The sequence below is a fragment of the Pseudomonas sp. LBUM920 genome (assembly GCF_003852315.1).
Classification (GTDB): Bacteria; Pseudomonadota; Gammaproteobacteria; order Pseudomonadales; family Pseudomonadaceae; genus Aquipseudomonas.
Window position 1 is genome coordinate 4,089,539 of sequence record NZ_CP027762.1, and the last position, 19,687, is coordinate 4,109,225.

Consider the following 19,687-nt stretch of genomic DNA (forward strand, 5'->3'; position numbering starts at 1 on the left):
TTACTGTTTACCCAGATAAATATCATGCAAATCGCCGCGCGCCCGCAGTTCAGCGGCGCTGCCGCCCAAGACCATCCGCCCAGTATCCAGCACGTAGCCCTGGGACGCATAGGTGAGCGCGACGTTGATGTTCTGCTCGGCGATCAAAAAGCTCACCTGCTGCTCACGGTTGAGCTGGGCGATGATCGCGAAGATTTCCTGCACGATCATCGGCGCCAGGCCCATCGACGGCTCATCGAGCAGCACCAGGGCGGGCCGCGTCATCAACGCGCGGCCGATGGCGACCATCTGCTGCTCGCCGCCGGAAGTCAGCCCGGCACGGGTGTGACGCTTGGTCTTGAGGCGTGGAAACCAGGCATAGATGCGTTCCAGGTCATGCTCCATGGCCTTGCGGCTCAAGCGCCGCACAAAGCCGCCGCTGCGCAGATTGTCTTCGACCGTCAGTTGGCCGAACACGTGCCGGCCCTCCAACACGTGGACCATGCCTTCACGCACGCGCTGGCTGGGGTCGATGCCGGCAAGGTCGCGGCCGGCGTATTCGATCACGCCCCGGCTGACCTCGGCCCGTTCGGCACGCACCAGCCCCGAGATCGCCTTGAGCGTGGTGCTTTTGCCCGCGCCATTGGCGCCGAGCAAGGCAACGATGGCGCCCTTGGGCACGCTCAAGGACACCCCGGCCACCGCCAGGATTGCGCCGTCATAGATCACTTCGATGTCATCGACCGTCAACAGCGCTTGGCTGGCGGACTCGGCGGCGGGTTGGCTCATGAGTTATTCATCCCCAGTGCAGGTGCGCGGCGTCAGGCCTTTTTCCTTGGCGAAGGCGGCGGATTTTTCATCGATCAACGGGCGCAGCAACGCGCGGTCGGCGGCGATCCAGTCGCTGATCAGCGTCCAGTTAGCGCCGTCCCATTGCTGCACACGCGCCGAGCCGCCGCCTTCATGGTCGCGGCACGACAGCTTGAGGTTCTGCATCAGGCCCAGGTAGCCCATGTCCTTCAAGCGCGCGTCGTCGATGTTCAAGTGTTCCAGGCCCCAACGGCCTTCTTCACCGTTGAGGGGGCGCTTGCCGAATTTGGCCTGGCCGGTACGGATCGCTTCCACGGCCACGGCGGCGTTCACCAGGCCGGAGTTGTAGTAGACGCTGCCGAAGTTTTTCAAGTCCTTGAGGTCACTGTGGCCCTTGTCGAGGATGTATTTCTGGAGGCGTTTGTGGATCTCGAAATCGGCACCGGCCGGGTATGGCGTCAGCGCCAGATAGCCTTTGGCGGACGCGCCGGCAGGCAGCACGTCTTCGCTGGAGCTGGCCCAGATATCGCCGATGATATGGTCGACCGGGAAGCCAAAACGCGCGGCGGTTTTCACCGCTACGGGCGTCGAGACGCCCCAGGTGCGCAGGAACACCCAGTCCGGATTCGCCTGGCGTACCTGGCGCCACTGCGCCGACTGTTCATTGCCCGGGTCGGCCACCGGAATCTGGATATTTTCAAAGCCGTATTTCTCTGCCAGCAACTTCAGCGGGCCAAGGGTTTCGCGCCCATAGGCCGAATCGTGATAGACCGTGGCGATTTTCTTGCCCTTGAGTTTGTCGAAACCGCCTTCGCGCTGGGCGATGTAGTTCACCAGGGTTGAGGCCTCGCTGTAGAAGGTCAGCATCACCGGGAAGTTGTACGGGAACACCGTGCCGTCGGTGGCTTCGGTGCGGCCGTAACCGAGGGTGATCAGCGGGATCTTGTCCACCTCGGCACGCTCACTCAGCGCGTACGCGGCCGGGGCGCCATTGGGTTGATAGACCGCGACCGGCGCGCCATCCAGGCCATTCTTGAAGCGCTCGTAGCACTCAATGCCCTTCTCCGCCGTCCACTCGGTTTCGCATTCCTGCCACACCAGTTTCACGCCGTTGATACCGCCTTCGACCTCGTTGATATAACGCAGGTAGTCGATCATCCCGGCCCACACCTGCACGCCGCTGGAGGCGTACGCGCCCACACGGTAGGTGGCCAGGGGAATGAATTGCTGGTCGGGCGAGGCCGTCGCCTGGGGCACGGCGCCCGCCAACGCGGCCAGCGCCAGGGCGGCGCCGACCAGGGAACGTTTCAAGGTTGCACGCATGTTGGATTCTCTTGAGGGAATGTTAGAAGCGCAGCGGCCACTGCCGCAGACGGTCACGCAGGTTGTGCAACAGACGAATCAACCCCTCGGGTTCCTTGATCAGGAACACGATGATCAACACGCCAAAGATGATCTTCTGCAGGTTCTGCAATTGCCCCGCATCCACCGAGCCGCCGAACAAGGCTTGCCCGGCATGGCTGAGGAAAATCGGCAGCAGGCTGATAAACGCCGCGCCGACGAAGTTGCCGGCAATGCTGCCCATGCCGCCGATAATGATGATGAACAGGATCTGGAACGAGCGGTTGATATCAAAGCTGCTGGCGCTGGCCGTGCCCAGGTAAGCGAACGCCCACAGCGCACCGGCAATGCCCAGGTAGAACGAACTGACGGCGAACGCCAGGCGCTTGTAGCGCACCACCGGGATACCGACCACGGCGGCGGCGGTGTCCATGTCGCGGATCGCCATCCAGTTGCGGCCGACCTGGCTGCGCACCAGGTTGACGGCGGTCCAGGTCAGCAGCAACACCGTGACCAGCGTCAGCAGGTAACGACCCAGCGGCGTGTTCAGGTCATGGCCGAACAGCGCCAGTTTCGGCGCAGAAATGGTGCCGGAGGAGCCGTAGTTGTAGAACCAGGGAAATTTGACGAACAGCCACTCCAGGAAAAACTGCGCGGCCAAGGTGGTGACCATCAGGTAAAAACCCTTGATCCGCGAACTCGGCAGGCCGAACAACAGCCCCACCAACGCGCTGATCACCCCACCGCCGAGCAGCGCCACCGGCAACCCCAGCGCCGGCAGACGCAGCAAAAACCCGTAGGTGGCGAACGCGCCGACAGCCATGAAACCGGCCGCGCCCACCGAGGTTTGCCCGGTGTAGCCGGTCAGCAGGTTCAAGCCCAGCCCGGCCAGCGACAGCACCAGAAACGGGACGAGGATCGCATTGAGCCAATAGTCATTGCCCCACAGCGGCACGACGATAAAGGCCAGCGCCAACTGGCCGATCAGGCCCCAGGGCACGCGCCGCTGGATCAACACCAGCGGTGCGGTTTGTTGAACGACAGGAATCGACATGGGTTCAGACTCGCTCGATGGCGCGCTCGCCGAACAGGCCGGCGGGGCGGATATACAGGAAGGCCAGGGCCAGTACGTAGGCGAACCACGGCGTGATACCGCCGCCGATCAGTGGGCCGATGTACACCTCGGCCAGGTTTTCCGCTGCGCCGACAATCAGCCCGCCGACAATCGCCCCGCCAATCGAGGTGAAGCCGCCGATGATCAATACCGGCAAGGCCTTGAGCACCACCAGCGATAACGAAAACTGCACACCCTGGCGCGCGCCCCACAACAGCCCCGCCACCAGCCCGACCACGCCGGCCACGGCCCAGACGATCTGCCAGATGCGGTTGAGGTTGATGCCGATGGACAGCGCCGCCGTGGTGTCATCCGCCACCGCGCGCAACGACACGCCGATGCGGGTCGTGTTGAACAGCAGCGCCAGTACCGTCACCAGCACCACGGCGGCCGCGGCGGCGATAAGGTCGAACTGACTGAGCATCAGTGGCCCGACAAACAGCGGCACGTCGTCGATGCCCAAATCCAGCGCGCGCACCTGCGAACCCATCAAGCCCTGGGCCAGGCCTTCGATAATGAACGACAGGCCCAACGTGGCCATGAACAGGGTGATCTGCGAACGGTTCACCAACGGGCGCAACACCAGTCGCTCGATCAGCAAGGCGCCGACGATCATCACGATCACCGTCAGCAACACGGCCAGGGCAAACGGCACGCCCTGGTCATGCAGGCTGACAAAGGTCAGCGCGGCAAACAGCAGCATCGAGCCTTGGGCGAAGTTGAATACGCCGCTGGCCTTGTAGATCAGCACGAAGCCGATGGCGACCAGCGAGTACAGGGTGCCGGCGAGCAAGCCGCCGAGCAGGGTTTCGAAAAAGAACGTCATCAGTGTGCGACTCCCAGGTAGGCGCTGATCACCTCGGGGTTGGCCTGTACCTCGGCGGGCGTGCCGTCGCCGACCTTGCGCCCGTAGTCGAGCACCACCACATGGTCGGACAGGCCCATGACCACGCCCATGTCGTGCTCGATCAACACCACGGTGGTGCCCAGGTCGCGGTTCACGTCGGCGACGAAGCGCGCCATTTCCTGTTTTTCTTCGGCGTTCATCCCGGCCATGGGTTCGTCGAGCAGCAACAGGCTCGGGCCTGCGATTAACGCGCGGCCCAACTCCACGCGTTTTTGCAGGCCGTAGGACAGGTTGCCCACCAGCACATCGCGGTGGGCTTGCAACTCAAGGAATTCAAGGATGCCCTGGGCACGCAGGCGAAAGGCCTCGGCCTCACGCCGGGCGCGCGGCAAGCCCAAGGCCTGTTCGATAAAGGTGCTGCGCATATGCCGCGACAGGCCGGTGAGGATGTTGTCGAGCACGCTCATCTTTTTGAACAGCGCGTTGTTCTGGAAGGTACGGCCAATGCCTCGACGCGCCGCGCCCAATGGGTCGATGCGGTGGAAGTGTTGTTGCTCGAAGACGATCTCGCCGGCGTCAAAGCGGTACACACCGTTAAGCACATTGAGCAACGAACTCTTGCCGGCGCCATTTGGCCCGATCAGCGCGCAAATCTCGCCGCGCTGCACGTCAAACGACAAGGCATTGATCGCCTTGACGCCCTTGAATGACAACGAAATGTCGCGCACCTGGAGAATGGCCTGGCTCATGCGATGTCCCGTTTGAATTCGGCCAGCCATGTCGGCTCGGCCTTGGATTTGAGCGGTTGCCAGATGTAGGACAGACGCTGAAAGCCCAGCAGCCTGCGCACACGGTTTTTCAGCAACCGGCGCAGGCCACTTTGCGGGTGGGCGATGGCCCAGTCGCACAGGCGTCGGCGCCAGGTACCGTGGGGCGCCAGGCGGCTTTCGATGTCGTCGGCCAGGTGGCGCAAACGCTCAGGTGATAACAGCAGGCCGGTCGGCGCGACTTCACTGCGATCGCGGCGGGCCGAGGCGAGGTTTTCCGGAAACGCCAGGCCATGGCCGCTGTTGAGCCACTGCTCCAGCACCACGGCCAACCCGCCCTGCCAGTGAGTGCCCTCCTCGCTCCACAACGCGCTTTCGCCGGTGGGTTGCCACCAGCGCTGCAAGTGCTGCGCCGGGTCCAGCGGGCCGAGCAACTGGGCGAAATCCAGTCGGTTGGCAGACGCCCAGTGCCGCACTTGCCGGCGGTCCTGCACATACGAATGGGTCGGGCGAATACGCCACAGCTGTTGGTACAGGACTTCGGGCTCGAGGTCATCGGCCAGGGTCACCACCTGCCCGCCGACCGATTGCGCAGCCAACGCCAACAACAGCAGGTTCGGCTCGAACGCGCCGCTGAGCGCCAGCCGCGACTGCTCGCCAAAGCCTTGCTGGCGCAACCCATCGGCCAGGCGCTCGACATCGCGCAAGGCGTCAATCCACCGCCAGGCATACCACTGGCCCTGGCGCTTGTGGCGCAGGGCTGTCTGCAACGGCGTGATTTGCGCCCAGTGGTGCAGGTGTTCCAAAGGCTCGCACAGGTTGCCGAGCAGTTCGGCGGGCCATTCCAGGGCCAGCGGACGTTTGAGTTCGTGCACGCTCATAGGGGTGATGCTCCTATTAAAGGGGTGTGCGTGCGGTGGTCCGCTGGCTGGGATTGATCCAACAATCGAGGTCACATGTGGGAGCGGGCTTGCTCGCGAAAAGCGCTGGTTCAGTCAACATGTATGTTGAATGTCAGTCCGCATTCGCGAGCAAGCCCGCTCCCACCTTGGTTTTGTATGAGCCCGATAAGTCGCGGTAAGCGGCGCCCGGATGATTCGCCCCCAGCCGCGCGCCGTCGCCGAACAGCTTCTCGCGCAAGGTGCCCTGGGCGTATTCGGTCTTGTACACGCCGCGCTTTTGCAGCTCCGGCACCAACAGGTCCACAGCGTCGATAAAGGTTTCGTGGGTCAGCGCATAGGCCAGATTGAAACCGTCCACGTCAGTCTCCTCGACCCATTCCTGCAGCAGGTCGGCCACGGTTTCAGGGCCACCGACAAACAACGGGCCAAAGCCGCCGATGCCAACCCAGTCGGCCAGTTCGTTGGGCGTCCAGACTTTGTTCGGATCTGCGGTGGAGAAGGCCTCCACCGCCGACTGGATAGCGTTGGTGTGCACGTGCTTGAGCGGTTCATCGGGTTTGAACTGGCTGAAGTCGATACCGGTCCAGCCAGAAATCAATGCCATTGCGCCTTCGTAGCTGACGTAGGATTTGTACTCGTCAAACTTGGCCTTGGCCTTGGCGTCGGTCTCGCCGACGATCACCGTCTGCAAGTTGAATATCAGGATTTTCTTCGGGTCGCGCCCGGCTTCTGCGGCGCGGCGGCGGATATCGGCCACGGTCTTTTTCAGCAACACCTTGGACGGCGCCGCGACAAACACACACTCGGCCTGCTCGGCGGCGAACTGCTTGCCACGGCTGGACGCACCGGCCTGGTACAGCACCGGCGTGCGCTGCGGCGACGGCTCGCACAGATGAATACCGGGCACCTGGAAGTGTTTGCCGACGTGGCGGATTTCGTGGATTTTGCTCGGGTCGCTGAAAATCCGGCGCTCGCGATCACGCAGGACCGCGCCCTCTTCCCAGCTGCCTTCCCAGAGCTTGTAGCAAACCTCCAGGTATTCCTCGGCGTAGTCATAGCGCGCGTCGTGTTCGGTCTGGGCTTTCTGGCCAAGGTTCTTGGCGCCGCTTTCCAGGTACGAGGTGACGATGTTCCAGCCCACGCGGCCCTTGGTCAGGTGATCGAGGGTGGATAGCCTTCGGGCAAACGGGTACGGGTGCTCGAACGACAACGAGGCGGTCAGGCCGAAACCCAGATGCTCGGTGACCAGTGCCATCGGCGCGATCAACGACAGCGGGTCATTGACGGGCACCTGCGCCGCCTGGCGAATCGCCGCATCACCGTTGCCGTTGTACACGTCGTAAATACCCAGCACGTCGGCGATAAACAGCCCGTCGAATTTGCCGCGCTCGAGGATTTTGGCCAGGTCGGTCCAGTATTCCAGGTCTTTGTACTGCCACGAACGGTCACGCGGGTGCGCCCACAGGCCGGGCGACTGGTGGCCGACGCAGTTCATGTCGAAGGCATTCAAGCGGATTTCACGGGACATCAAAGCGCTCCGTTGAGGTGGTAGTTGCCGACGATCTGGTATTTCGTGCGTAACGGATCATCAAGGCTGGGCGGCAGCGCGGTGCGCTGGCCGGTGAGTTCGAACTCGGCATTGCTGGCGAAAATCAGCGCTTCAGCGGCGGCGATCTGCGCTTCGGTGAGGGCCACCGGGCTTGGGTCGGTGGCGGCGCGCTCAAGCAAGGCGGCGGCCACATCGACGCGGATCTGCCAATCGCCGAAGCGGCTGATCACGTAGGGGTCATCGCTTCGCTCAACCGTACGGCGGGTGCTTTCCAGCAATTGGCGCGCGTAATTCAGTGCGGTCATGGGTCAGGTTCCTCAGTTCCAGGCGTGGCGGGCGGGCTTCACGCCGTTGAGCACGAAGTTGCCGATCAGGTGATATTTCCAGCGGGCCGGGTCGTGCAGGGTGTGGGTGCGCGCATTGCGCCAGAAGCGGTCGAGGTTGTGCCTGGCGGTCACCGAACGAGTGCCGGCGAGCTCGAAGAGTTTGCTGCTGGCGAGCAAGGCGGTTTCGGCCGACAGCACTTTGGCCTGGGCGACGACCAGCGAGGCGTGGGCCACGGTGTCTTCGTTCGGCTCGGCCAGGGCCAGGTCGACCGCTTTGCCGGCTTTGGCGAGAATGGCTTCGGTGCCGTGCACGCGCCATTGCAGGTCACCGATGGCGGCGATGGTGAAGGGGTCTTGCCAACCATGCTCTTGTTGGCTGTCAATCCAGGGGCGTGCCTGGCGGGCGTGGATTTTGGCGTGTTCAAGCGCGCCAAGCGCGATGCCGGTGTCGACGGCGGCCTGGATGATCTGCGAGATCGGGCCATTGGCGGTGGGTTGGTCAAAGGCCAGGTGAGCCGGGATCACTGCGGTGCGCGGCACGGTCACACCGTCGAGTGTCACCGCGCCGCTGGCGGTGGTGCGCTGGCCAAAGCCGTCCCAGCTGTCAATGACCGTGAGGCCCGGCGCATCGCGCTCAACGAACGCGATAAAGGCCTGGCCGTTTTCATTGTTGCCGACGGTGGGCACGATATGCGCGAACAGCGCGCCGGTGCAGTAGAACTTCTCGCCGTTGATGTGTGCGGTGTCGTGCTCAAAACGAATCTGGGTATCAAACGTGCCGGCGTTTTTGCTTTTGGCTTCGGAGAAGGCATTGCCGAACCGATAGCCCGCCAGGACCTTGCCGAAGTAGTGGCGCTTTTGTTCCTCTGTGGCGGTTTGCAGCAGAATGTCCACCACGCCCAAATGGTTCTGCGGGATTTGCCCCAGCGATGGGTCGGCGGCGGAGATCAACTTGATCACCTCGGCCACCGTCACATAAGACACCTCGGCGCCGCCATAGGCTTCAGGAATGGTGATGCCCCACAAACCGCTGGCAGAAAACTCGTCAAGTTCGGCCACAGGCAAGCGCCGCTCGCGGTCGCGCGCGCTGGCGTCGACGGCAAAGCGTGCGGCCAGGCGCGTGGCGACCTCGATGGCTTCGGCGTCCGAGCGGATGATATGGGCAGGTTGTTGAGGGTGGGCTGACATGGCCGACTCCAGGCTCCGGTGAGATGACCTGGGTGATTGCAGGAGTCGTGCCTGAATGTAATCGCCAATAAAATCAGGGTGTTGCGGCTAAAATCTTGAAAGGCCTGCGTGTGCAGGCGAGCAAAGTGTCCATCCACTGTTGCCAGGCAGACAGTTAGATCACCACGTTGCGCACAAAGCGCACCGCCACCTCACCATCATTGCGATAGCCGTGGGCCTGGCGGCTGGCGAACATGAAGAACTCACCGGTGGCCACGTGTTTTTCTTCGTCATCGAGGATCAGGGTCAGGCGGCCTTCGAACACAAACAGCTGCACGCTCCAGCCTTCCGGGTCGGGTTCCGGGCTGTAACGGTCGCCCGGTTCCAGGCGCATCTCCCACAACTCCACCTCGCGCCGAGCAGTGGCCTTGGCCAGCAATACGGCTTTACTGCCGGGAATGTCGCCGGCCCACGCCAGCTCGTTGATGCGGCTGTGATCGCTGGCATCCGGCGCCTGGATCAAGTCGCTGAAGGCCACATCCAGGGCTTCGGCGACGCGGTCCAGGGTGGACAGGCTGACATTCTTCTCGCCCGCCTCGATGGCCACCAGCATGCGCCGGCTGACGCCGGACTTTTCCGATAGCGCGGTCTGGCTCATGTCGGCAGCATGCCGCAGACGACGGACGTTCTGGCTGACGTGTTGCAGGACCGACGCCCGATGTGGATTTTCTTTGTGCACTATATTGCTCAATAGGTAGGTGTGCGCAGTATACTGCCCAGCGTGCGGCGCATTGTGCGGTCCGTGCCTTTCCCTTGCAAGACCGAGCCGCCATGACCGCCCCGAACCCCTCCTCACGCTTCAACCGTTTCAGCAAAGCCGAATGCATTCTCGTGGTGATCACCATGATCTGGGGCGGCACCTTTTTGCTCGTGCAACATGCGATGACGGTCAGCGGGCCGATGTTTTTCGTGGGTCTGCGGTTTGCCGCAGCGGCCATCGTGGTGGGGTTCTTTTCGTTGCGCACCCTGCGCGGCCTGACCTTGTTCGAGTTGAAAGCCGGCGCCTTCATCGGCACTTCGATCATGTTCGGCTACGGCATGCAGACCATCGGGCTGCAGACTATTCCGAGCAGTCAGTCGGCGTTCATCACGGCGCTGTATGTGCCGTTCGTGCCGCTGCTGCAGTGGTTGGTGCTGGGTCGCCGCCCAGGGCTGATGCCGGCCATCGGCATCATGCTGGCATTTACCGGCTTGATGTTGCTCACCGGCCCGGCAGGCGCGTCGCTGAACTTCAGCCCCGGCGAAATCGCCACGCTGATCTGTGCAGTGGCGGTGGCCGCCGAAATTATTCTGATCAGCGCGTTTGCCGGGCAGGTGGATGTACGCCGGGTGACCGTGGTGCAACTGGCCACGGCGTCGTTATTGTCGTTTCTGATGGTGGTACCGATGGGGGAACCCTTGCCAGGGTTTTCCTGGTTACTGGTATTCAGTGCCGTAGGCCTTGGCTTGACCAGCGCGGTGATCCAGGTCGCGATGAACTGGGCGCAGCAGAGTGTCTCGCCGACACGCGCCACCTTGATCTACGCCGGTGAACCGGTGTGGGCCGGCGTGATCGGGCGAATGGCCGGTGAGCGCTTCCCGCCGATCGCGATGGTGGGGGCGGCGTTGATTGTGGCGGCAGTGATTGTGAGTGAGCTGAAGACTAAAGGGCAGAAGGCCATCGACCTGCAGGATGAAAGGGAACAGGAACAGCAGGGCTAGGGTCTGATCGCTTGCACTGGCTGTCAGATCGCCATCGCGTGCGAGCCCGGCGCCCACAGGGGGCCGTGGTGACGGCTGCAACGGAGCCAGCCGAAACAATGCTAAACGGGTGTTTTCAGCCTACCTTGTAGGATCCTGCCACATCTTGGCGTTTGGTGATCGAGAAAGCGGCACGTATGATGCATCCCAAACTCCCGCAGATTAGAAGCCTATGTCCCTGATAGTTCTACTGCTTCTGCCTTTTATTGGCAGCTGTCTGGCGGCCTTGCTGCCGCACAATGCACGTAACACCGAATCCCTGCTGGCTGGCCTCGTGGCCCTGGTCGGCACCATTCAAGTCGCCCTGCTCTACCCTCAGATCGCCCACGGTGGCGTGATCCGCGAAGAATTCATGTGGTTGCCCAGCCTTGGGTTGAACTTCGTGCTGCGCATGGATGGGTTCGCCTGGCTGTTCTCGATGCTGGTGCTGGGCATCGGCTCGCTGGTGTCGCTGTATGCGCGCTACTACATGTCGCCGGACGACCCGGTGCCGCGTTTCTTCGCGTTTTTCCTGGCCTTCATGGGCGCCATGCTCGGGCTGGTGATTTCCGGCAACCTGATCCAGATCGTGTTCTTCTGGGAACTGACCAGCCTGTTCTCGTTCCTGCTGATCGGCTATTGGCACCACCGCGCCGATGCCAGGCGCGGTGCCTATATGGCGCTGATGGTCACCGGCGCGGGCGGCCTGTGCCTGTTGGCCGGCGTGATGCTGCTGGGGCATATCGTCGGCAGCTATGACCTGGACCAGGTGCTGGCGGCGGGCGATCAGATTCGCGCGCACTCGCTGTACCCGGTCATGCTCGCCTTGGTGCTGATCGGCGCCCTGAGCAAAAGTGCACAGTTCCCTTTCCACTTCTGGCTGCCCCACGCGATGGCGGCACCGACGCCGGTTTCGGCCTACCTGCACTCGGCGACGATGGTGAAGGCCGGCGTGTTCCTGCTGGCCCGCCTGTGGCCGTCGCTGTCCGGCAGCGAAGAATGGTTCTGGATCGTCGGCGGTGCCGGCGCCATCACCCTCCTCCTCGGCGCTTACTGCGCCATGTTTCAAAACGATCTCAAGGGCCTACTGGCCTACTCCACCATCAGCCACCTCGGGCTGATCACCCTGCTGCTGGGCCTCAACAGCCCGCTGGCCGCCGTCGCTGCGGTGTTCCATATCCTCAACCACGCCACGTTCAAGGCCTCGCTGTTCATGGCCGCGGGCATCATTGACCACGAAAGCGGCACCCGCGATATTCGCAAGCTCAGCGGTCTGGTGCGCCTGATCCCGTTTACCGCGACCCTGGCGATGGTAGCCAGCGCGTCGATGGCCGGGGTGCCGTTGCTCAATGGCTTCCTGTCCAAAGAGATGTTCTTCGCTGAAACGGTATTTATCTCGGCGACCGCCTGGGTGGAAATTGCCCTGCCGATGATTGCAACCATCGCCGGCACCTTCAGCGTCGCCTATGCGCTGCGCTTTACCGTCGATGTGTTCTTCGGCCCGCCCGCAACCGACCTGCCGCACACGCCCCACGAACCGCCGCGCTGGATGCGCGCGCCGGTAGAACTGCTGGTGTTCACCTGTCTGCTGGTGGGCATCTTCCCGGCCCAGGTGGTCGGCTCGATCCTCGCCGCTGCCGCACTGCCGGTGGTCGGTGGCGTACTGCCCGAGTACAGCCTGGCGATCTGGCACGGCTGGAACGCGCCGATGATCATGAGCCTGGTGGCGATGTCCGGCGGCGTGGTGCTCTACCTGCTGCTGCGCAAACAGCTCAAGCGGGGCCGCTTCAAGTACCCGCCGGTCATCAGCTACTTCAACGGCAAGCGCATGTTCGAACGCAGCCTGGTGGTGATGATGCGCGGCGTGCGCCGGATCGAAAAACGCATCAGCACCAAACGCCTGCAGACCCAGCTGTTCCTGCTGGTGATGGCAGCGGTGATTGCAGGTTTGATCCCGATGCTCAACAGCGGCCTCAGTTGGGGCGACCGGCCGAAAATCCCGGGCTCCATTGTGTTTGTGACCCTGTGGCTGCTGGCGATTGCCTGCGCCCTCGGCGCCGCCTGGCAAGCCAAGTATCACCGGCTGGCGGCCCTGACCATGGTCAGCGTGTGCGGCTTGATGACCTGCATCACCTTCGTATGGTTCTCGGCGCCGGACCTGGCGTTGACGCAGTTGGTCGTCGAAGTGGTGACCACCGTGCTTATCCTACTGGGCCTGCGCTGGCTGCCACGGCGGATCGAAGAAGTGTCGCCACTGCCCAGCTCGTTGCGCAAGGCGCGCATTCGCCGCCTGCGTGACTTCCTGCTGTCCACCGTGGTGGGCGGCGGCATGGCGCTGCTGTCCTACGCGATGCTGACCCGCCAGACCCCTAACGACATCTCCTCGTTCTACCTCAGCCGCGCCCTGCCCGAAGGCGGCGGCAGCAACGTCGTGAACGTGATGCTGGTCGACTTCCGTGGCTTCGACACCTTCGGCGAAATTACCGTACTCGGCGCCGTGGCGCTGACGGTGTATGCCCTGCTGCGGCGCTTCCGCCCGTCCAAAGAAAGCATGCAACTGCCCGCGCAACAGCGCCAGTTGGCGCCGGACGTGGCCACCGACCTGGTCAACCCGCGCCAGGCCAGCGACACTGCGCTGGGCTTCATGATGGTGCCGGCGGTGCTGGTGCGCCTGCTGCTGCCAATTGCGCTGGTGGTGTCGTTCTACCTGTTCATGCGCGGTCATAACCAGCCGGGCGGCGGCTTTGTCGCAGGCCTGGTGATGTCGGTAGCGTTCATCCTGCAATACATGGTTGCCGGTACGCAGTGGGTTGAGGCGCAGATGAGCCTGCGGCCAATGCGCTGGATGGGTTTTGGCCTGCTTTCGGCCACCCTGACCGGGCTCGGCGCACTGTTTGCCGGTTACCCGTTCCTCACCACCCATACCTGGCATTTCAGCGTGCCCGTGCTCGGCGATATCCATATCGCCAGCGCGCTGTTCTTCGACGTCGGCGTGTACGCCATGGTCGTCGGTTCCACGCTGCTGATGCTCACCGCCCTCGGCCACCAGTCCGTGCGGGCCCACAAACCGAGCAACCAGGCGAAAAAAGTGGTTGCCGCAACGCAAGGAGCCGCCTGATGGAAGAAGTCATCGCAATTGCCATTGGGGTCCTGGCGGCCTCCGGCGTCTGGCTGATCCTGCGGCCACGGACGTTCCAGGTGGTGATGGGCCTGTGCCTGCTGTCGTACGGGGTCAACCTGTTCATTTTCAGCATGGGCAGCCTGTTTATCGGCAAGGAGCCGATCATCAAGGACGGCGTGCCGCAAGACTTGCTCCACTACACCGATCCCCTGCCCCAGGCGCTGGTACTGACGGCCATCGTGATCAGCTTCGCCATGACCGCGCTGTTCCTGGTGGTGCTGTTGGCCTCCCGCGGGCTGACCGGCACTGACCATGTAGACGGTCGGGAGCCCAAGGAATGACGTGGATCAATCAACTGATCGTCGCGCCGATCCTGCTGCCGTTGCTGACCGCCGCGCTGATGCTGATGCTCGGCGAAAAACGCCGTCCGCTGAAGGCAAAAATCAACCTGTTCTCCAGCGTCGTCGGCCTGGGCATCGCCGTCCTGCTGCTGTACTGGACACAACAAGGCGGCCCCGGCTCGATCGGCGTGTACCTGCCGGGCAACTGGCAGGTACCGTTCGGCATCGTGCTGGTGGTGGACCAACTGTCGGCGATGATGCTGGTGCTCACCGGGATTATCGGCGTGAGTGCGCTGCTGTTCGCCATGGCCCGTTGGGACCGTGCCGGTACCAGCTTCCACGCGCTGTTCCAGATCCAGATGATGGGCCTGTACGGCGCCTTCCTGACAGCGGACCTGTTCAACCTGTTCGTGTTCTTCGAAGTGCTGCTGGCGGCGTCCTACGGCTTGATGCTGCACGGCTCGGGCCGTGCGCGAGTGTCGTCGGGGCTGCATTACATCGCGATCAACCTGCTGGCCTCGTCGCTGTTCCTGATTGGCGCGGCGATGATCTATGGCGTCACCGGCACGCTGAACTTTGCTGACCTGGCGCTGAAAATCCCATTGGTGCCAGAGGCCGATCGCGGCCTGTTGCATGCCGGTGCGGCGATTCTGGCAACAGCATTCCTGGCCAAAGCCGGCATGTGGCCGCTGAACTTCTGGCTGGCGCCCGCCTACTCCTCGGCCAGCGCGCCGGTGGCCGCGATGTTTGCGATCATGACCAAGGTGGGCGTGTACACCGTGCTGCGCCTGTGGACGTTGCTGTTTTCGGGGCAAGCCGGTGCTTCGGCACTGTTCGGCGGCGACTGGCTGGTGTACGGCGGCATGGCAACGATCATTTGCGCCGCATTGGCGATGGTCGCGGCGCAGCGGCTCGAACGCATGGCCAGCTTGAGCATTTTGGTGTCGGCAGGGATTCTGTTGTCGGCCGTGGGCTTTGCTCAGCCAAGCCTGACGGCCGGAGCGCTGTTCTATCTGGTCAGCTCGACGCTGGCATTGAGCGCGCTGTTCCTGCTGGCCGAACTGATCGAGCGTTCGCGCTCGGCCAATGACCTGCCGCTGGACGAGGAAATCGACGCGCTGCCCAAGGCCATGGAATCGTTGCATCCACGGCCCGGCGTGAACCTCGACGATGAACAGAAAGCCGTGGTCGGCCAGGTGATTCCATGGACGATGGCCTTCCTCGGCTTGAGCTTTGTCGCCTGCGCATTGCTGATTATCGGCATGCCACCTCTGTCTGGCTTCATCGGCAAGCTCAGCCTGTTGAGCGCGCTGGTTAACCCGCTGGGGCTGGGAAATGCCGTGGATGAACCCATACGCCCCGCCGCCTGGGGCTTGGTGACCTTGCTGATCCTGTCGGGCCTGGCGTCGCTGATCGCCTTCGCCCGCCTGGGCATCCAGCGCTTCTGGACGCCGGAAGAACGCCCCTCGCCGTTGCTGCGCCGCTACGAGTGCCTGCCGATCTTTTTCCTGCTCGGCCTGAGCATTCTCCTAACGTTCAAGGCCGAGCCGTTGATGCGCTACACCCAGGCCACTGCCGAAAGCCTGAACAACCCGGAACACTACGTGATGGCCGTCTTGGCGACGCGACCGGTGCCAAGCCCTGAAGCCAAGACCGCCGCCCTGGAGGTGCAGCCATGAGCCGTCTGTTCCCTGCCCCCTGGTTATCGCTGGCGTTGTGGCTGTTATGGCTGGTGCTGAACCTGTCCGTCAGCCCCGGCAACCTGCTGCTCGGCGCGTTGCTGGGCTTTCTTGCCCCGCTGCTGATGGCGCCGCTGCGCCCGTTGCCGATCCGCATCCGCCGCCCTGGGGTGATCCTGCGCCTGTTCCTGGTGGTGGGCCGCGACGTGATCATCTCTAATCTGCAAGTGGCCTGGGGTGTGCTGATCTGCGGCTCGCGTGCGCCGCGGTCGCGCTTTATCAAAATCCCGCTGGACCTGCGCGACGCCAACGGCCTGGCCGTGCTGTCGATGATCACCAGCGTCACACCCGGCACGGTCTGGTCGGAACTGGCGCTGGACCGCAGCATTCTGCTGTTGCACGTGTTCGACCTTGAGGATGAAGCGCCCTTTATCGAGCACTTCAAAACCACCTACGAGCGGCCCCTGATGGAGATCTTCGAATGAGCGCCCTGCTCTCCAACGCGATCCTGATCAGCCTGTTCCTGTTCTCGCTGGCCATGGTGCTGACACTGGCACGCCTGTTCAAAGGCCCGTCGGCACAGGACCGGGTTCTGGCACTGGACTATCTGTACATCCTGGCGATGCTGATGATGCTGGTGCTCGGCATCCGTTACGCCAGTGACACCTATTTTGAAGCGGCGCTGCTGATTGCGCTGTTTGGCTTTGTCGGGTCGTTTGCCCTGGCGAAATTCCTGCTGCGTGGCGAGGTGATTGAATGATGCCGTTATGGGTTGAAGCCTGCGTGGCGGTATTGCTGGTGCTGAGCAGCGTATTCGCACTGATCGGCGCGATCGGTCTGCTGCGCATGAAGGACTTTTTCCAGCGCATGCACCCGCCGGCGCTGGCCTCCACGTTGGGTGCGTGGTGTGTGGCGTTGGCGTCGATCATCTACTTTTCGGTGCTCAAGTCCGCACCGGTGCTGCACGGCTGGTTGATTCCGATTCTGCTGTCGATCACGGTGCCGGTGACCACGCTGCTGCTGGCTCGCACTGCACTGTTCCGCAAGCGCATGGCCGGGGACGATGTGCCCGCCGAGGTCAGCAGCCGCCGCTGATTTCTCAGGCGAACACAGTAAAACATGTGGGAGCGGGCTTGCCCGCGAATGCGGTACATCAGTCACACATGTATTGACTGACACTGCGCATTCGCGAGCAAGCCCGCTCCCACATTGATTTTGCGCTAGGCGAAGGATCGGATTCTGGCCGCCAGCTCTGCCAACTCAGCATCATCCGCCCGCACATGATCGTGGGACGAGATATAGCCCTCATACGCCTCGAAGAACTTATCCACCTTCGAGCTCAACGGCTTGAAGGTACTGTCCGAGCCCGTCCCATGCATGGGAAACAACTTCGCATGCAAATGATCCACCCCATACCCTTCCAGCATCATCCCCGTTCGGGCCACATCGGGAAACGCACGGTCGATCTGAAGCGCGGTTTTCTTGGCTGCAACGGCAAGCCCGGCGAGCACCTCATCCGACTGCGCAAACGCATAACTGCCGTAGTGCTGCTTGGGGATTACCACGCTGAAACCCGGCGTGTTAGGGAAGATCGACAGGAACGCCATGTGGTGTTCGTCTTCCCACAGAAGGTGGGCCGGGGACGTTTTGCGGACAATGCTGCAGAAAATACACTCCATTTAAATCACCGCCAGTTTCATCATGGGTTTGGTCGTGGCGAACATCTAAAGCCATGATTGGGCAAGCGTCAAAACAAAAGAGAATTTTCCGAAAGCTCTTACGAAATTGAGATCAGAAACGCTACGTTTATAGTGAATTGAATACAGCCGCTGCATTTTTCAAGGAGTCTTACCCCTCATGGTCATCAAATGCTCTGTCTTTATCGCCGCCAGCGTCGACGGCTTCATTGCCCGGCCAGACGGTGGCATCGAGTGGCTGCACCGGCCGGAGTACGAAACAACGCCGTTGAACGGCGTCACCTACGAAAGCTTTATCGCCACGATCGATGCGCTGGTGATGGGCCGCAAAACCCTGGAAAAAGTCTTGTCCTTTTCGGAGTGGCCCTATGAGGGCACGCCCGTCATCGCCCTTTCGCATCAGGCGTTGCAGCTACCCGCGCATGTGCAGGGCAAGGTTGAGGTGATGGCGGCGGACGTCACCACCCTCGTGCAACAGTTAGCCAACCGCGGCATGAAACACCTGTATATCGATGGTGGCCAAACCATCCAGGCGTTTCTTGAAGCAGGCCTGATCGATGAACTGATCATTACCCGTATTCCGGTGCTGTTGGGTCAAGGGCTTCCCTTGTTCAGCCAGTTTGGCAGTGAGCGCGAACTGCGCCATGTCGGCACGGATGTGTCGGAGAATGGGTTTGTTCAGAGTCGGTATCAGGTGGCTTAATTTTCTGGGACAGGCTGGAGGTCCAGATGGATAGAAACATCATTGTTATCGGCGGAGAATCCGACGCTGAGCTGACACGCATGACGCCTATCGACAAACACATCGTCGCGTCATCAGGCAAAGCGCGTCCGAATGTTCTTTATATCTCCACAGCCAATGGCGATGACCGAACTAAAATTTCCAACTTCATCGTCAAGTATCAAAGCGCAGGCTGCACCGTCACCACGCTGACGTTTTTCATTGCGCCCTTCCCCAGCACTGACCGAGTTTCATCGCTGATTGAACAGGCCGACATCATTTATGTGGCGGGCGGAAATACGCGAGCCATGCTGGCTACGTGGCGCGAGTTTGGCGTGACCGGGCTTCTGAAAGCGGCATGGGAAAACGGCACCGTGCTCTGTGGTGTCAGTGCCGGGGCCATTTGTTGGTTTGATCATGGGCACTCCGACTCGGGCGGAGCGTTCGCTCTCATCGACGGTCTGGGTCTACTTCCGGGCGCTCTGTGCCCCCATTTCAGCTCAGAGGCAGGAAGGAAAGCATCGTTTGTTGAGCTAGTGTGTCTTCAGGGTATACAGCCTGCCTACGCGGTAGATGATGGCGTTGCTCTGCATTTCAAAAATGACCAATACCACAGACTGATCCGCAGCGAAGCACAGAATTGCGCTTATAAGGTCAGTGCCTCACCGCTGTATGTGACTTCGCTACCGGAGTAATCCAAATGTGGGAGCTGAACTCCCACATTTGGATTGGGGACACCACCGAACCTGCAATGTGCCTGCACCCGCTATCACAGAAACTTCCGACAGCATTTTAGGGTTGTCGCTCGGAAGATGACTGCCTAATCTTCGGGGGTCGCTGCAAATTCAGCGACTGGGTTTCGCAGCCCGGTTAAACTCTAGACGCACAGCGTCCACCTCAAGATAGCGGGCGCTTTTTTATGCCTGATGTTATGGCGGCTGTGCGCGGGATACCTTCGGGTATGCCGGGTGCCTAGAGTCCCGGTCTGCGAACCTGCGTACAGCTGCCACCCAAATATCGTTTCGCAGCGATGGGTGGTGACTCCAATACTCTAGGAGCCTCGCCATGATTAAAGACAGTCCAAACCCACCACTGGATTCAGCCGCGTTTCACACGGCTGCTCATCGAGCCATTAACCATTATCTGAATACTTCTGAGAAACCAGAGCCAGCATCTGAGGGCCATGGTGTGTTTACCGTGCGCGAAGGATTAGACGTCGAGACGCTGCTGGTCAACGCAACGGAGGATCTTGCATCGGTTCAGACGCTGGCAAGCCATTTGGCTTTTGAGATCGACGGCAATCCTCGCAGTGTGGCACTAGGCATTTGCAGGATGCTGGAGGGGATACAGTTGCTGGTGGAAAAAGCATTGAGCTTCAACGAGAACCCAACTCAGAGAAAATCTGAGAACGAAGAATGTGTAAAGCGGACCCGGTAAAAATGTGGAAGCTGGCTTGTCGGATCGCCGCACGGCTGCGATAGCATCGCCTGGGCATAGCTGCTGTACCGAGGTGTCTGCATCGCGAGCAAGCCCGCTCCCACACTGGA

General features: G+C 61.8%; 21 protein-coding genes. 10 read left to right on the forward strand and 11 right to left on the reverse strand.

What is annotated here, in order from left to right; genetic code table 11:
* The 10 genes from C4J83_RS18900 to C4J83_RS18945 all read right to left on the reverse strand — a co-directional run bounded on the left by C4J83_RS18900 (window position 1) and on the right by C4J83_RS18945 (window position 9,541).
* Window positions 1–768 (reverse strand): ABC transporter ATP-binding protein, encoded by a 768-nt coding sequence (locus tag C4J83_RS18900; RefSeq protein ID WP_124417906.1) that lies wholly within the window; start codon window positions 766–768, stop codon window positions 1–3.
* 3 nt (window positions 769–771) lie between these two features.
* The gene (locus tag C4J83_RS18905; RefSeq protein ID WP_124417907.1) at window positions 772–2,112 is read right to left on the reverse strand and encodes an ABC transporter substrate-binding protein; all 1,341 of its coding nucleotides are present in this window, start codon (window positions 2,110–2,112) and stop codon (window positions 772–774) included.
* A 22-nt stretch (window positions 2,113–2,134) separates the two neighbouring features.
* Complete coding sequence (locus C4J83_RS18910; RefSeq protein ID WP_124417908.1) at window positions 2,135–3,184, reverse strand: branched-chain amino acid ABC transporter permease; 1,050 nt, start codon at window positions 3,182–3,184, stop codon at window positions 2,135–2,137.
* A gap of 4 nt (window positions 3,185–3,188) precedes the next feature.
* Complete coding sequence (locus tag C4J83_RS18915; protein WP_106578780.1) at window positions 3,189–4,070, reverse strand: branched-chain amino acid ABC transporter permease; 882 nt, start codon at window positions 4,068–4,070, stop codon at window positions 3,189–3,191.
* Window positions 4,070–4,840 (reverse strand): ABC transporter ATP-binding protein, encoded by a 771-nt coding sequence (locus tag C4J83_RS18920; protein ID WP_106578781.1) that lies wholly within the window; start codon window positions 4,838–4,840, stop codon window positions 4,070–4,072. Before C4J83_RS18920 ends, C4J83_RS18915 begins: the two co-directional genes overlap by 1 nt.
* Entirely contained in the window at window positions 4,837–5,739 is a 903-nt protein-coding gene (locus C4J83_RS18925) for an acyl-CoA synthetase family protein (RefSeq protein ID WP_124417909.1), read from the reverse strand. Before C4J83_RS18925 ends, C4J83_RS18920 begins: the two co-directional genes overlap by 4 nt.
* 133 nt (window positions 5,740–5,872) lie before the next feature.
* The gene (locus tag C4J83_RS18930; RefSeq protein ID WP_119739852.1) at window positions 5,873–7,288 is read right to left on the reverse strand and encodes an LLM class flavin-dependent oxidoreductase; all 1,416 of its coding nucleotides are present in this window, start codon (window positions 7,286–7,288) and stop codon (window positions 5,873–5,875) included.
* Complete coding sequence (locus C4J83_RS18935; protein ID WP_106578785.1) at window positions 7,288–7,614, reverse strand: acyl-CoA dehydrogenase; 327 nt, start codon at window positions 7,612–7,614, stop codon at window positions 7,288–7,290. Before C4J83_RS18935 ends, C4J83_RS18930 begins: the two co-directional genes overlap by 1 nt.
* A gap of 12 nt (window positions 7,615–7,626) precedes the next feature.
* Window positions 7,627–8,823, reverse strand: coding sequence for an SfnB family sulfur acquisition oxidoreductase (locus tag C4J83_RS18940; RefSeq protein WP_124417910.1), 1,197 nt, complete (start codon window positions 8,821–8,823; stop codon window positions 7,627–7,629).
* A gap of 154 nt (window positions 8,824–8,977) precedes the next feature.
* Window positions 8,978–9,541, reverse strand: a complete 564-nt coding sequence (locus tag C4J83_RS18945; protein ID WP_124417911.1) for a helix-turn-helix domain-containing protein — start codon at window positions 9,539–9,541, stop codon at window positions 8,978–8,980.
* 92 nt (window positions 9,542–9,633) lie between these two features.
* On the opposite strand from C4J83_RS18945, the gene C4J83_RS18950 reads away from it, so the two are divergent.
* From C4J83_RS18950 to C4J83_RS18980, 7 genes are all read left to right on the forward strand, one after another.
* Window positions 9,634–10,563, forward strand: coding sequence for a DMT family transporter (locus C4J83_RS18950; protein ID WP_119739848.1), 930 nt, complete (start codon window positions 9,634–9,636; stop codon window positions 10,561–10,563).
* A 211-nt stretch (window positions 10,564–10,774) separates the two neighbouring features.
* The gene (locus C4J83_RS18955; RefSeq protein ID WP_124417912.1) at window positions 10,775–13,699 is read left to right on the forward strand and encodes a monovalent cation/H+ antiporter subunit A; all 2,925 of its coding nucleotides are present in this window, start codon (window positions 10,775–10,777) and stop codon (window positions 13,697–13,699) included.
* A complete protein-coding gene (locus C4J83_RS18960; RefSeq protein WP_007986256.1) occupies window positions 13,699–14,043 on the forward strand; it encodes a Na+/H+ antiporter subunit C in 345 nt (114 codons plus the stop codon). Before C4J83_RS18955 ends, C4J83_RS18960 begins: the two co-directional genes overlap by 1 nt.
* Window positions 14,040–15,722 (forward strand): monovalent cation/H+ antiporter subunit D, encoded by a 1,683-nt coding sequence (locus C4J83_RS18965; protein WP_106578790.1) that lies wholly within the window; start codon window positions 14,040–14,042, stop codon window positions 15,720–15,722. The genes C4J83_RS18960 and C4J83_RS18965 overlap by 4 nt, the downstream gene beginning before the upstream one ends.
* Complete coding sequence (locus C4J83_RS18970; RefSeq protein ID WP_106578791.1) at window positions 15,719–16,207, forward strand: Na+/H+ antiporter subunit E; 489 nt, start codon at window positions 15,719–15,721, stop codon at window positions 16,205–16,207. Before C4J83_RS18965 ends, C4J83_RS18970 begins: the two co-directional genes overlap by 4 nt.
* Window positions 16,204–16,482, forward strand: a complete 279-nt coding sequence (locus tag C4J83_RS18975) for a K+/H+ antiporter subunit F (RefSeq protein WP_106578792.1) — start codon at window positions 16,204–16,206, stop codon at window positions 16,480–16,482. Before C4J83_RS18970 ends, C4J83_RS18975 begins: the two co-directional genes overlap by 4 nt.
* Window positions 16,479–16,817 carry a Na+/H+ antiporter subunit G gene (locus C4J83_RS18980; protein ID WP_106578793.1) on the forward strand — a complete coding sequence of 113 codons (339 nt, stop codon included), beginning with the start codon at window positions 16,479–16,481 and terminating at the stop codon, window positions 16,815–16,817. Before C4J83_RS18975 ends, C4J83_RS18980 begins: the two co-directional genes overlap by 4 nt.
* Before the next feature lie 125 nt (window positions 16,818–16,942).
* On the opposite strand, the gene C4J83_RS18985 is transcribed toward C4J83_RS18980, so the two are convergent.
* Complete coding sequence (locus C4J83_RS18985; RefSeq protein WP_106578794.1) at window positions 16,943–17,401, reverse strand: HIT family protein; 459 nt, start codon at window positions 17,399–17,401, stop codon at window positions 16,943–16,945.
* A gap of 178 nt (window positions 17,402–17,579) precedes the next feature.
* Between C4J83_RS18985 and C4J83_RS18990 the strand changes: the two genes are divergently transcribed.
* From C4J83_RS18990 to C4J83_RS19000, 3 genes are all read left to right on the forward strand, one after another.
* Complete coding sequence (locus C4J83_RS18990; protein ID WP_119739843.1) at window positions 17,580–18,122, forward strand: dihydrofolate reductase family protein; 543 nt, start codon at window positions 17,580–17,582, stop codon at window positions 18,120–18,122.
* A 26-nt stretch (window positions 18,123–18,148) separates the two neighbouring features.
* Window positions 18,149–18,835 (forward strand): Type 1 glutamine amidotransferase-like domain-containing protein, encoded by a 687-nt coding sequence (locus C4J83_RS18995; RefSeq protein WP_124417913.1) that lies wholly within the window; start codon window positions 18,149–18,151, stop codon window positions 18,833–18,835.
* 370 nt (window positions 18,836–19,205) lie between these two features.
* Window positions 19,206–19,577: a DUF6124 family protein gene (locus tag C4J83_RS19000; protein ID WP_119739839.1), complete on the forward strand. Its 372-nt coding sequence runs from the start codon at window positions 19,206–19,208 to the stop codon at window positions 19,575–19,577.
* Window positions 19,578–19,687 lie beyond the last annotated feature (110 nt).